The organism is Sporosarcina koreensis, from assembly GCF_001531445.1.
Taxonomy (GTDB): Bacteria; Bacillota; Bacilli; order Bacillales_A; family Planococcaceae; genus Sporosarcina; species Sporosarcina koreensis_C.
This window is the reverse complement of sequence record NZ_LQYA01000017.1, coordinates 14,428-27,737: the sequence shown is the minus strand read 5'-3', so window position 1 is coordinate 27,737 and position 13,310 is coordinate 14,428. Positions and strand designations below refer to the sequence as shown.

The 13,310-nt window shown below is 41.9% G+C and carries 12 protein-coding genes; 9 read left to right on the top strand and 3 right to left on the bottom strand.

The genetic code is table 11. The features are described from left to right. Position 1: 1 nt before the first annotated feature. From walK to rlmH, 7 genes are all read left to right on the top strand, one after another. The gene (walK, locus tag AWV70_RS03835; protein WP_060204544.1) at positions 2-1,828 is read left to right on the top strand and encodes a cell wall metabolism sensor histidine kinase WalK; all 1,827 of its coding nucleotides are present in this window, start codon (positions 2-4) and stop codon (positions 1,826-1,828) included. After that, positions 1,819-3,156, top strand: coding sequence for a YycH family regulatory protein (locus tag AWV70_RS03830; protein ID WP_060204542.1), 1,338 nt, complete (start codon positions 1,819-1,821; stop codon positions 3,154-3,156). Before walK ends, AWV70_RS03830 begins: the two co-directional genes overlap by 10 nt. Beyond that, positions 3,143-3,979 carry a two-component system regulatory protein YycI gene (locus tag AWV70_RS03825; protein WP_060204540.1) on the top strand — a complete coding sequence of 279 codons (837 nt, stop codon included), beginning with the start codon at positions 3,143-3,145 and terminating at the stop codon, positions 3,977-3,979. The genes AWV70_RS03830 and AWV70_RS03825 overlap by 14 nt, the downstream gene beginning before the upstream one ends. Positions 3,980-3,991: 12 nt before the next feature. Then, positions 3,992-4,780, top strand: a complete 789-nt coding sequence (locus AWV70_RS03820; RefSeq protein ID WP_060204538.1) for an MBL fold metallo-hydrolase — start codon at positions 3,992-3,994, stop codon at positions 4,778-4,780. 98 nt (positions 4,781-4,878) lie between these two features. Continuing rightward, complete coding sequence (locus tag AWV70_RS03815; RefSeq protein WP_060204536.1) at positions 4,879-6,144, top strand: S1C family serine protease; 1,266 nt, start codon at positions 4,879-4,881, stop codon at positions 6,142-6,144. Positions 6,145-6,348: 204 nt separating this feature from the next. Next, complete coding sequence (locus AWV70_RS22785; RefSeq protein ID WP_082713455.1) at positions 6,349-6,513, top strand: CxxH/CxxC protein; 165 nt, start codon at positions 6,349-6,351, stop codon at positions 6,511-6,513. A gap of 79 nt (positions 6,514-6,592) precedes the next feature. After that, complete coding sequence (rlmH, locus tag AWV70_RS03810) at positions 6,593-7,072, top strand: 23S rRNA (pseudouridine(1915)-N(3))-methyltransferase RlmH (protein ID WP_060204534.1); 480 nt, start codon at positions 6,593-6,595, stop codon at positions 7,070-7,072. 228 nt (positions 7,073-7,300) lie between these two features. On the opposite strand, the gene AWV70_RS03805 is transcribed toward rlmH, so the two are convergent. Further along, entirely contained in the window at positions 7,301-8,353 is a 1,053-nt protein-coding gene (locus AWV70_RS03805; RefSeq protein ID WP_060204532.1) for a DUF4179 domain-containing protein, read from the bottom strand. Further along, positions 8,337-8,900: a sigma-70 family RNA polymerase sigma factor gene (locus tag AWV70_RS03800; protein WP_060204530.1), complete on the bottom strand. Its 564-nt coding sequence runs from the start codon at positions 8,898-8,900 to the stop codon at positions 8,337-8,339. Before AWV70_RS03800 ends, AWV70_RS03805 begins: the two co-directional genes overlap by 17 nt. Before the next feature lie 457 nt (positions 8,901-9,357). On the opposite strand from AWV70_RS03800, the gene AWV70_RS03795 reads away from it, so the two are divergent. Continuing rightward, positions 9,358-10,044, top strand: coding sequence for a response regulator transcription factor (locus AWV70_RS03795; RefSeq protein ID WP_060204633.1), 687 nt, complete (start codon positions 9,358-9,360; stop codon positions 10,042-10,044). Next, on the top strand, positions 10,031-12,082 hold the full coding sequence (locus tag AWV70_RS03790; protein WP_201024312.1) for a HAMP domain-containing sensor histidine kinase: 2,052 nt from the start codon (positions 10,031-10,033) through the stop codon (positions 12,080-12,082). The genes AWV70_RS03795 and AWV70_RS03790 overlap by 14 nt, the downstream gene beginning before the upstream one ends. A 105-nt stretch (positions 12,083-12,187) precedes the next feature. Here AWV70_RS03790 and AWV70_RS03785 read toward each other — a convergent pair whose 3' ends face one another. After that, positions 12,188-13,204, bottom strand: a complete 1,017-nt coding sequence (locus AWV70_RS03785; protein ID WP_060204526.1) for an aminoglycoside phosphotransferase family protein — start codon at positions 13,202-13,204, stop codon at positions 12,188-12,190. Positions 13,205-13,310 lie beyond the last annotated feature (106 nt).

Genomic DNA, 13,310 nt, shown 5'->3' with positions numbered 1-13,310 from the left:
AATGCAGAAAGTCGGTTTTTTTCGATCCATCCATGTAAAATTTGTCCTCATATACATCATGCTTATCCTTGTGGCGATGCAGATCATCGGCTTGTATTTTGCAAGTAAGCTTGAAGACACGTTGAAGACGAACTTCACGACATCGGTCAGAGACAGGGTGAACCTTGTCGAATTCAGTGTGCGTGAAGAGATGATAAAAGACCGGTCTCCGGACGATCCGACGCCCGAACAGAGCTTGCGGACCGTCCTTTCGGGCTTTACTTCGGAAGATATAAATGAAATACGGGTCATCAAATCAAATTACCGCATCTTGGCCACATCAGAATTGGGCAATCAATCATTGGTCGGCCAACGATCGATGGAAGACAGTGTAAGAAGGTCCATCTCCACCGAAACGTTCTATGAGAATATTAACTATGACCCGGCAAAACGCGAACGCGTCATGGTTCGTGTGACGCCGATCATGGATAATAATATGGAAGTTGTCGGCGCGTTATACGTTACGGCCAATATTGAAAAAGTGTACAAGCAGATCAATGAAATCAATCAAATACTCGCGGGTGGAGTGGCGGTTTCCTTATCATTTACGATTATTATCGGCATCTTCATAGCCCGGACTTTCACGAGACCGATCTCAGATATGAGGCGCCAGGCACAAGCGATGGCGCAGGGGAACTTCTCAAGGAAGGTCCACGTGTACGGAAATGATGAAATGGGCCAACTGGCGATCGCTTTCAACCATCTGACGAATCAGCTCCAAGAGTCGCAGTCTACGACGGAAAGCGAGCAAAGGAAACTCGCCTCGGTTCTAGAAAATATGACGGATGGCGTCATTTCAACGGACCGCAAAGGCAGGGTGAGCCTCATTAACGACTCCGCGCTCATGATGCTGCGGATGACGCGCGACCTTGTACTGAACCGCCCGATTGCAAGCATTTTGGGCATGGAGCAAGAGTATACATTCGAAGATCTCATTCAAGTGAAGGATTCAATCGCACTTGACTTCAGTACGGAGAAGGAACCTTACATCCTGCGGGCGACTTTTTCAGTGACGCAGCGGGAGACGGGATTTGTGAATGGCCTCATTGTTGTCCTTCATGACAATACAGAACAGGAAAAGATCGACATGGAGAGGCGGGAATTCGTTTCCAATGTTTCTCACGAGCTCCGTACGCCGCTGACGACGATGCGCAGCTATTTGGATGCATTGGCGGAAGGCGCTTGGAAGAACGAGGAGATCGCTCCTTCCTTCCTACGGGTGACGCAGACGGAGACAGAGCGGATGATCCGGCTTGTCAATGACCTGTTGAAGCTCTCAAGAATGGACAGCAAAGAATATGAGTTGAACACCGAATGGGTGGAATTCAATCATTTCTTCAACTCGATCATTGAGCGGTTCGAGTTTTCTAAGTCTCAGAATGTGCATTTCAAGCGGTTATTGCCTTCCGCGGATCTCTTCGTTGAAATTGATACTGATAAGATGACGCAGGTCATCGATAATATCATTTCGAATGCGCTGAAATATTCTCCGGATGGTGGAGATGTACGTTTCGGAGTGACGACGTCAGGGACATACATCAAAGTGATGATTTCCGACGATGGCATGGGAATTCCTAAATCGAATGAAAAACGTATTTTCGACAGGTTCTATAGGGCGGACCGAGCGAGATCAAGGGCGATGGGGGGGACGGGTCTCGGACTCGCAATCGCAAAAGAAATGATCATCGCACATGGCGGGGAAATATGGGCGGAAAGTGAAGAAGGCAAGGGGACAACAATATTTTTTACATTGCCTTTTGAACAACAAGAGGAAGGTGAATGGGATTGAAGTATATCGAGCCGATTAAATCGATCATCTTACTATTGCTCGTCTTGTTGAGCGTCACATTCACTTTCTCCATTTGGACGTATTCCCCACAGTTGGACACGATTGAACAATCGCCGACTGTTGATATTTCCATTGGTGAACGGAAGCAAGAGGAGGATGTCATCAAGCCCTATAAGTTTCTCATTAAATATGAGGAGACGCTTAACGGGACGACCGAGCAGGAGCGGATTGATCATATTGTGAGGGAAATGGGCACTTGGAAAGTCTCCCAATTGGTACGGGAACCAAACGAGATGAACAAGGGACAGATGAAGTCCTTTTTCGAACAGGCGAATCAGTTCACTTTGTTTTTTCAAGGGGAAGTGCCGTTGCCCGTATATGATGAGATCTTTCCGATTGAGGATGATATTCAAATTCCGGAATTCAGCTTTGACCGTCTTGTCGTGAGATGGAATCCGAAGGAAATCGCTTTTGAAGCACATTTCATCAACCGTGCAACAGGAATCCATTATCATGGAAAAATAGCAGCCACGGATACAATGAAGTCGTATCGTCAAATCGTTCTGGAAGGGGAAAACCTGCCTTACTACGCGGAAGTGAATGCCCAAGAGCCGGTCTATTTGGCGGTGCCGACCGAACCGGTCAGGATGCTTCAAAGCACATATTACCAGGAAGAAATCAGTCCGACCCGCTTCCGGGATGCATTATTCAATGACCCGAATGCAGTGCGGCGCAGCCAAGTGGATGCGACACATGAAGAATTCGGTGACGACCATGCGCTGCTAAGCGTGAATACAGAAACGAAAATTTTGAATTTTGCCCATCCCGCTGCGTTAAGCAGGGAGCCTGCAGAAACCCCTTCCGATTTATTGATTGATGTCATCGAATCAATAAATGAGCATGGCGGATGGACAGATTCATACAGGTTCTCGTATATAAATCCTTCTTACAGGTATGTGAAATTCCAACTGTATATTCATGGATATCCGGTCTTCAGCGAGTCCCCGCGTTCAGGCACGACGGAAATTGCACAGTATTATGGAGAGAATCGGGTTTTCCGATATATCCGCCCGTACTACACGCTGGATGTGTCGCTGAATGATGAAGAGGAGGAGCTTCCTTCAGGGACGACAATTGTTAATGAACTAATGGGAATTGAGAACTTCGATTTCGGAACGGTCGAGGAAATCACCACCGGCTATATGATGAAACATGACTTGGAACAAAGGATTTATATTATGGAGCCGACCTGGTTTTATTATGCCAAAGGAGACTGGGTTCCCTATACACCTGAACAAGGCGGGGGTGAGCAGATTGGATTGGAATAAAACGAAAACAATCTTCATCGTCGTTTTTTCGATATTGAATATCTTCCTGTATTCCTTATATATTAATCAGCGAACCGAGGCGCAAAATGTGCAGGTCGCGGGGAAAACGTCGATTGAGGATTTGATGAAGCAGGAGAATATAACGTACAATGTGCCGCAAGTGGTGAAAAGTGACTTTTCCTATATCTCTGCAAACATGAAGTCCTTCTCGCAGGAGGAATTGGAGTCGCTTGAGGATCAGTCCATCGATATCATCGACAATACAACGATTGAATCCGAAATGCGCACTCCTGTATCTATTTTGAATACAAAAGAAGAGTATTATTTCAAGGATTTCCTCACGAAGTATGTCTTGAATGGAGCCGAATATGAGTTCTGGCAAGTGGATGAGGAATCACGGAAAGCCATCTTCTTTCAAAAAGTGAATGGGGAACCGATTTTTTACAGCTCGAATGCGACGTTGACGATCTATTGGGACGAGGACTATGAAGTAACCCATTATGAGCAACGGATGCTAGAGGAATTTTCAAGCGACAACCATAAAAAAGAAGTGTTGACACAAGATGAAGCGGTCGGATCACTTGCAACGCGAGGGTTTTTGAGGCCGGATTCCAAAGTATTGAAAGTGACGCCAGGATACTCGTCGCTCGTCCAATTGACTGGAAAGCAAGTATTTGCCCCGACATGGAATATTCGTGTAGAATTGAAAGATGGCACCATCGAAGATCACTTCATCAATGCCATTGAAGGTAAAGTGATAGAGTTCAAACTGGACAAGTTGGAAGAGGAAAGTCTTGATGAAGTTGAAGATGAAAAAGAATAAGGAGTTTTTCATATGCGTTTCAGTGTGCTCGCGAGTGGTAGTACGGGCAATTCCATATATATAGAGTCCGAACAGCATGCTTTTCTGGTCGATGCAGGACTTAGTGCAAAAAGGATGGAACAGCAGCTTGAAAATATCGGCCGCTCCATGACGAATGTAGACGGCATTTTTGTCACCCATGAGCATAGCGATCACATAAAAGGGATTGGTGTGCTTGCGCGAAGATACAAAGTGCCCATTTATGCGAATGAAAAGACATGGCTGGCGATGAATGGCCTCGTTGGTGAGATTCCGACAGAGCAGCGCTTCCATTTCGACATGGAGACGCATATGTCATTCGGCTCGCTCGATGTCCAGTCGTTCGCCGTTTCTCATGATTCCGCGGATCCGATGTTCTACGTTTTCCATGAAAATGACCGCAAGCTGGCAATCATCACGGATACGGGGTATGTGAGCGACCGGATGAAAGGACATATCCATGGTTCCGATGCGTTCGTGTTCGAAAGCAATCATGACGTAAGTATGCTGCAAATGGGACGTTATCCATGGTCCGTAAAACGACGGATCTTAAGCGACGTCGGGCATGTTTCCAATGAAGATGCCGCAGTTGCGATGAGTGAAGTCGTCGATCAAAAAGAGACGAGAATTTATTTATCGCATCTAAGCAAGGATAATAATATGAAAGACCTCGCAAGGATGAGTGTATCGCAAACATTGGAATCATGCGGGATCCGCACGGGGGAATTCGTGCATCTGTATGACACCGACGCGGACAAACCAACAGAGCTTGTCACTGTCTAATAAATTGCAAAAGCCTTGCCTTTGGGTGAGGTTTTTTGATTTTAAACTACTGGATTAGGGTAAAGTGAGTGTAACTGTCTACAGAAAGGGAGAGGAGAATGGACGAATTCAATCAAGGTCCGCGCAATGAAGAAGAAAGGCCGGATATCCAAGAACCGGAACGACGTGAAGAACCGCCTAGATATAGTGACAGACCATCCAAGCCAAAGCGACGGGGCGGATTTCTGCCAGCTCTTATCGGAGCAATTCTCGGAGGACTCATCGTCTGGTTCCTGATGAGTTCCACTTTTAACAAGGAGAAAGGGCCGCCGCAAGTCGGAAGCGAGACGACCGGTGAAAAGAATCTAAAGAGCGAGCGGATCTCCGTTGATATCAATACGGACATCACCGATGTCGTCTCCGAAGTCACGGATACGGTCGTTGGAATTACTAATTTGCAAACCGTACGCGATTTCTGGTCGACATCTGAAACGACAAGGGAGACAGGCAGCGGATCTGGCGTCATCTATAAAAAAGAAGGCGACAAAGCATATATCGTTACAAATCATCACGTCGTTGAAAATGCTCAAGGGCTTGAAATCACATTCGACGATGGGACAAAGGTAGATGGAAGGCTTGTCGGCAGTGACATGTGGACAGACTTGGCTGTAGTGGAAATCGACGCGGCACCTGTGAAAACAGTGATCTCTTTCGGCGATTCTGACGCGCTAAAGCGGGGCGAAACAGTTCTCGCGATTGGCAATCCGCTCGGCCTCGGTTTTGCAGGATCCGTCACGATGGGTATCGTGTCTGGAAAGGACAGATCGATTCCAATCGATTTCGATCAAAACGGAACAGCCGATTGGCAAGCCGACGTTCTCCAAACGGATGCCGCAATCAACCCCGGAAACTCGGGAGGCGCTCTTATTAATATGGCGGGCCAGCTGGTCGGCATCAATTCGATGAAGATTTCCGAAGCGACGGTAGAAGGAATTGGCCTGGCTATTCCAATAAATATCGCAGTGCCTATTATCAAGGACTTGGAAATGACCGGAACGGTTCAGCGACCGACAATGGGGGTAAGCCTCCTCGATTTGCGAGATGTCCCTTCAACGGAACAGCAAAGAGTATTAAAACTGCCGAAGGACATTGCAAACGGCGTTATCGTCACCCAAGTATTCCGGAATACACCAGCTGAGAAGGCGGGTGTTCAACAATATGATGTCATTGTAGAGATGGATGGAAAGAAAATCGAAGATATGGTCGGCTTGCGCAAGCATCTATACAATGACAAAAAAGTCGGCGACACGATGAAGATGAAAGTGTACCGTGAAGGAAAAACAATTGAGATTGAAATGGAACTGAGAGATGGTAATACGTTCTAATGGATTTTATATAAAAGCGGGCTAAAAACCAAATAGAATGTTACACTTTTTACAAGGATGTAATATTATTTATCCACAACAGGCAGCATAGCAGAACATCGGCTATACTGCCTGTTTTTCTGTGAAAGTTATGGATATGTGGATAACAAAATGAAATTGTGCATAACATTGTGTAAAAAATAAATGATGAAAGAAGCGTGGATAATGAAATTATATAGCTGTGAAACTCATATCAATCATGCACTTGACGTTTTTGTCGCGAAAGAGGAAACGTTTCCGATCATGGAAAAAATCATAGATGACGAAAAGTTATCCACAAAGTGTGCCTACTGTGACACGCCCGCAACGTATATTGTGGCGAACGAATAATCGGGCACAATATATAGTTTTTCCTGTGGATATGTGAATAAGTTCTGTGTATAACATTTCAGCAAAGGTGGACAACCCTGTGAATATTACAATTGTGTCAGTTGGCAAACTAAAAGAAAAATATTTGAAAATGGGCATCGAGGAATACGCCAAACGACTCGGCGCCTATGCCAAAATCGATCTTGTCGAAGTGGCGGATGAAAAAGCACCCGAGTCATTGAGCGACGCAGACATGGAAATCGTCAAAAAGAAAGAAGCGGATCGGATCCTCGCCAAAATTGGTCAGGATGCCTACGTGATTGCACTTGCGATTGAAGGGAAAATGAAAACGAGCGAGGAATTGGCGGCTGGAATGGAGTCATTAATGACGTACGGCCGAAGCAAAGTCGTCTTTGTCATCGGGGGATCGCTTGGCTTACATGAAGACGTACTCAATCGGGCAGATGAACTGCTGTCGTTTTCAAAAATGACGTTCCCGCATCAGTTAATGAAATTGGTATTGTTGGAGCAAGTGTATCGGGGGTTTAGGATTATTAAAAATGAACCGTATCATAAGTAAAGACGGTTTTTTATAAGTAACTATTCACGGCAAATGAGAATATGAATGATGCTTTTAGTAGAAAAATAAATGATGTATTTGAGCTACTAGATTAAGGGAAATTAGTGGCAGAAGCTGTATGTAAGAGCACAAGTAATAAAGAATAATTAATAAACCACTCAAAGTATTTTCATAATGCTTTGAGTGGTTTGATTTTATCCTCATTTCATTATTGAGCATTTGTATTTGTTATCGCTCAATTTCTACAATGATATCATCTAGTTGCATTGTTTCAACCGACTCATAAATGTTATCTAAATTTTTAAAGTGGAATACTGGTGTGAAAATTAGCGTTTTTGCATCAGGATGTAGCTGGCCAAAAGTAATCATATAATTAGTTACACCTAAAGTACCTTGACCACCGTTAAACTTGGATTTATACGTATTTCCTAAGTCATCCTTTAACAGTAATTCTGAATAAATTACGTTATATTTATTATTTAGCATTTCATTGTGTATGCCTTCTTTGTAATTAACGATGGATGAGTATGATGTATACGTAATTTTGTTGATTTCTACGTTTAGATCGTTCTTTTCTGATTTAGGAACTTCAACTGTTTGAACAATTGTATCAGAGGCTTCTGCATAAATTTCGAAATCCCATTCGCCTTGAACGACATCACCGTTTTCAGGATTAGATAATTCACGGATATTGAATTGGAACGTACCTTCATCAATGGAGTGTGATAAAGGTAAAATAGCGGTTGTCATACCTACATATTTATTGTGAGCGATTTTATAAATGTCATGCTCTGCATGGAACAAGGAGTTTTGCTCACCATTTAATGTGAAGCTTCCATCGATTAAAGCGATTGGCCCTAAATCTTTTTCTGTATCAATTGAGTAGCTAACGAAAAGCTTTTTACTGTCTAATAATGTTTCGGTAATTGTAATTGTCGTACCATTACTTTCAACCGTCATATTTTCAGCTTCTGCAAATCTGTCATAGCCAACTAATGTTGTGCCATATTCTTTTTCAGAGAACAGCTTAAAAATACTATTTATGAACGGAATTTCCTGTGCAAATGTTGTGTATGAAAGTCCTACCAATGAAGTGGCACCAATACCAATAGCTAGGCATGCAGCTGCAATTCCTTTCGTCCATTTTTGAGAGCTATTTTTCTTGATTTGTTCTCGCAAATCCTTTTTATATTGTGCCTTTTCAAACTCTGATACCTCCACCTTGTCAAATTCATGGACACTTATATCAATTTCATTAAAGTGATTAAATAGTTTCTTCAATTTGAAAACCTCCCAATGAATTTTTAAGCTTCTTTTTTCCGTGATAAAGTCGATTATAGACAGCAGACTTTGTCAGTTGAAGCTGACGTGCGATTTCCTCTGTGTCAAAGTCTAGTAAGTATTTCATAATAAATATTTTTTGATCGACTGGTCTTAGTTTTGAGATAATGGCGTAAATATTTTGCTGCTCTTCGAGTAGCATATTTTTTTGGTACGTTAATTCGTCTGCTATGAAGTCTAAATTAAGAGAAAGGCTCTCTTTTTTTCGCATTTCGGTACGGATATAATTGACTGCCTTATATTTTGCGATGACACAAACCCATTTTTGAAAATCCGTAGGCTCACCCGTAAACTTTTTGGCATTTTTCCAAATCGACAATAAAATTTCGTTACAGCATTCCTTAGACAGATCATTTTTATTAAGTGGTCCTAATGTTTTTACGACCACCCCTTTAATAAGTGGTAAATAATGATCAATTACATAATCAAGAGCCTCTTCTTTGCCGGCTTGAAGAAGAGCTATAAAATTTTGCTCGTTAATTTTCATCAGAATCTCCTTTCCTTGGAACGATTGTGTAAAAGCTTTTACACTTTATATATCGTTAAGAAACAGACAGTTTTCGCAAATAAAAATTTTTTAAAAAATAGAAGTCAATTACTTCATTTATTCTCGTTATGATGGAACAATATTAAGAGAGTTAAAAAATTGAAGAAGTATATGGTGTAATATGTGGAATTAAGGATAAATAAAAACCGCATATAGAGATAGTGCGGAGAACCGTACCATAAGTAAGTAGTATTTTTGCGTTAAATTAGGTATGAAAACAAAACGAAAGCCGATTTTCTGATCAAACAGGAAATCGGTTTTTATATACTTAGGAAAAACACTAAGAAACTATTAAGAATTGGTGTGTGTGTTTGTTAAGATTTAATTAGTATCATACTCTTATACGAAATTTATAGGGGTGATCACATGAGCCTAAGGGATGGAGGAGCGATTGCCGTTGAACATTTTGATTTGTGATGATGATAAAGAAATTGTAAGGGCGATTAGTATTTATTTGGAAAATGAGGGCTATCAAGTATTCAAAGCTTACAATGGGATAGAGGCAATCGATCTTATTAGAGATAACGTAATTCACCTAATTATTATGGATATTATGATGCCGAAAATGGATGGAATTACGGCGACGATGAAGATTCGGCAAGATAATATGATTCCGTTAATTATGCTTTCTGCTAAGTCGGAGGACCATGACAAAATACTCGGATTAAATATCGGAGCAGATGATTATATGGCCAAGCCGTTTAATCCGTTAGAACTTATGGCCAGAGTGAAATCGCAGCTGCGAAGGTATACGACATTTGGGAGTCTTGAGGTGAGTAGTCATGTATTTCAATCGGGTGGGCTCATGATTGATGATGAGCGGAAAGCCGTTACGGTTGATAAAGAAGAGGTCCATTTGACGCCCGTGCAGTATAAAATTGTAAAACTTCTCACAGCAAATGCCGGGAGAGTATTCACAATTGAAGAGATTTACGAAAAGGTATGGAATGAAAGAGCCGTCAATCCAGAAAACACGGTTTCCGTTCATATACGAAAAATTCGCGAGAAAATTGAAATTAACCCGAAAGAACCGAGGTATTTAAAAGTTGTATGGGGAGTTGGATATAAAGTTGAAAAATATTAGTCATGCACGCATTACGAAAGTGATTGTGTTTCTCGTGGCAATCGTTTGCTTAACAGGTATAGCGAAGGCACTGGTTGACTTGGAATACAATAGGGTTCATCTTAGCGATGTAAATACGGATAGTTATTTTGAAAGCCAATCGTTCGCCGAGGAAAAATACGGCTTGTTTCACACCTTAACAGAAATAATCGGAACATATAAAAGTGAAGAATATATTTTAAGTGGTATGGCACTGACGAAAGAAGATAGCCGAGTCATTGAAGACGAGTTATACAATGAATATTATTATTCAAATGAATATGATTACGACCTGAAAGAAGCGGATAATAAGCGCATTTTCAAAGAAGAATATGCGGATAAGATCAAGCGTAAAAAAGAAGAACGTATGCGAATGCAAGTCAGGGAATTTTATCAGTTAGTCGATAGACTAGAAACCTATGAAGGTGTCATCTATTATGCGAGTGATGGTGAACATGTATTTTCCAATAGTGAAATGAATAAGAAAGAGCAATTTGAAACCTATGATGCCTATATGCTATTCGGGGATTATCAACAAAAAATGTACCCAGATAAAGTGGCGGAAAGTCACTACTATGATTATTTTACGCCTACAGTTGATCAGTTGAATTCACAAACAGATGCGATATATGTCGCATTTACGGATGCTTTTCTACAGAAAAAAATACAAGAATGGGAAACAGATAAAGCAGAAGCCAAAAGGTTTCTAAATGAATCCATAGCATTTTTAGTAGGATTTATTGTATCTTTTATTTATTTAATGATTGTGATTGGAAGAACATCGTTTAAAGATAAGGACATTCATTTTCATGTCATTGACAAACTCTATAATGACCTGAATGTGGCGATCGTTGTTTGTTTACTGTCGATGTGGTTCGTCATGATTGTTGAAGTGTTCCGTGAAATCTACCTGCTTCTCACGGTACCTATTTTTATCATTGTCTTACTGCTGATTTTATCGCTCGTCAAGCATATTAAAAATAAAACAATCCTTTCGCATACACTCATCTATCAAATTCTTAAAAAGGTATTTCTTGCGATAAAACATGTATTTGACAGCGGTAGCTTAGCCGTGAAAACTGTGCTGCTTGTCATTGGCTATCCAATAGTTGTGGCGGCAACGTTTTTTATGTTTCCGATTACGATTGGTCTAGCTGCCTGGCTTGCGCTAAAAAAGGTAAAGTCGTTTAACCGTATTAAAGAGGGTGTAGAGCAAATTAAAAATGGTGATCTTCAGCATCGAATTGAAATGGACGGAAAAGGGGAGTTTAGCCAACTCGCGGAGAACATTAATCGTATTACCGAGGGGTTAAATAAATCAGTAGATAGTGAAATTAAGAGCGAGCGTTTAAAAACAGAGCTCATTACGAATGTTTCACATGATATCAGAACGCCTTTAACGTCAATCATTACCTATGTCGATTTATTAAAAATAGAAAACGACCCTGAAAAAATTGTTGAATATATAGACGTATTAGACCAAAAATCGAAAAGACTCAAGCATTTAACGGATGATTTATTCGAAGCGGCTAAAGCGTCAAGTGGAAGTATGCCTGTTCAGTTAGAACGGATTGACATCATATCATTACTAACGCAAGGAATCGGAGAAATGGATGAAAAAATTGAAGCGTCTGCATTAGATGTCAAGTTAGCTCATCCAACAGAAAAGGTGTATGTGAAGGCTGATGGTAAACTGCTATGGCGCGCCATCGAAAACTTATTTTCGAATATTTTTAAATACGCACTGCCTGCATCAAGGGTATATATAGATGTTGAAAATGTAGGGACTGAAATACTCGTGACATTTAAAAATATTTCAGCCTATGAATTAAATATTTCAGTCGATGAGCTAATGGAACGCTTTACACGGGGAGATGAATCTAGATCAAGTCAAGGTAGCGGATTAGGATTGTCGATTGCTGAAAGCCTTATTCATATCCAGCATGGAAAATTTTTAGTTCAAGTCGATGGAGATTTATTCAAGGCGATGATTTATTTACCGAAACTTCTAAATGAATAATAGATAAGATAGGTGAGTGTCCTATTCCGCCGCCGACAATCGAACGGAACGAAAGAAACTCCGAAACCCACTACATTGTAGGGTTTTCGGAGTTTCTTTTTAGAGTCAACCGTGCACAGGAATGTTCTTCATTTCATAGATTTTTTGGAGAGTAAGAACATGTTTTGTCTTCTCGTCATCGTCCTTTGTGTGGAGATACCCCTCCACAAGCCTGTACCCGAATACGAGTAGGATCATCTCGTAGACGCAATGACCAGCGATATGGGGTACATCCGCATACTCCGAAAAGCCTTTATAATACGCGGGGACACATCGCTCGTAGTATTCGACCATGTGATCGATATCTGCTTCATCCGCAATCAGGCTTGCGAGATCCTCGCCTACATAGCCCCATCCGGATGTATCCCAGTCGATCAGCACGATTTTCCCGTCGGCATAGATCAAGTTGGTCACCCAGAAGTCCCGGTGGCCTAACACGAGGGGTAATTTTTCGATACGGGCGAATATCTCGTCAGCTTGCTCATCAATGTCGACGAGCATTTGCCGCAGGTGCAGCGGGAATTCGCAGTCCTCCGAGCGTATATAATCGTAAACGACCGGCCATGACCGGTAATGCAGATACGTATTCTTCATAAGATCCGCATGGCTCAGATTGGTCAGACTTCGCAGAACATCGGGTTGCTCCGCATACAGCTTGCCTTGATAGCGTCCCAACTCCAGTGCGGCCTGTTCATACATATCACCGGTCAAGTCTAAACCAGTTACGCCATCGATATATTCCAGCCATAGTTGGAATTCAGTTTCTTCGGCATTAATTTCGGCGTGAAACAATCTCGGCCAGCGAAAGGCATCAGAGAACGTCTCTCCCAAGTCGGACGTATAGAGGTCATATTCCCGTCGCCATGAGTCCGGATCGCCGTAGCGCTCCCATTTCTTCTGGATTTTCAGCACGATACGGTACGACAATTTCTCGCCACCCGCAGTTTCGGCAATCCCCGTTACCAAGTAGACATTTCCCACAGTTCCACCCTGTAACGGTATGGTTTGACAGTCTGCCGAGATAATATCCTTTTTAAAATGTCGGCTTAAGGCATAGATCAGCGAATCAAATTTCATATTCATTTTTTGTTAGCTCCTTTAATGTTGTTTTTGGACGCAAAAATGCCATGGACAAGCAGCCTCTAAAGAAGCTGCTGTCGCACGGCATCAGGACGCAAAAAAGATACGA

Bases quoted from the DNA above. Each gene is read 5' to 3' on its own strand.
- AWV70_RS03830 (WP_060204542.1), top strand. From the start codon at position 1,819: ATGGGATTGAAGTATATCGAGCCGATTAAATCGATCATCTTACTATTG.
- walK (WP_060204544.1), top strand. From the start codon at position 2: ATGCAGAAAGTCGGTTTTTTTCGATCCATCCATGTAAAATTTGTCCTC.
- AWV70_RS03800 (WP_060204530.1), bottom strand. From the start codon at position 8,900: ATGAAAATTAACGAGCAAAATTTTATAGCTCTTCTTCAAGCCGGCAAA.
- AWV70_RS03815 (WP_060204536.1), top strand. From the start codon at position 4,879: ATGGACGAATTCAATCAAGGTCCGCGCAATGAAGAAGAAAGGCCGGAT.
- AWV70_RS03820 (WP_060204538.1), top strand. From the start codon at position 3,992: ATGCGTTTCAGTGTGCTCGCGAGTGGTAGTACGGGCAATTCCATATAT.
- AWV70_RS22785 (WP_082713455.1), top strand. From the start codon at position 6,349: ATGAAATTATATAGCTGTGAAACTCATATCAATCATGCACTTGACGTT.
- AWV70_RS03785 (WP_060204526.1), bottom strand. From the start codon at position 13,204: ATGAATATGAAATTTGATTCGCTGATCTATGCCTTAAGCCGACATTTT.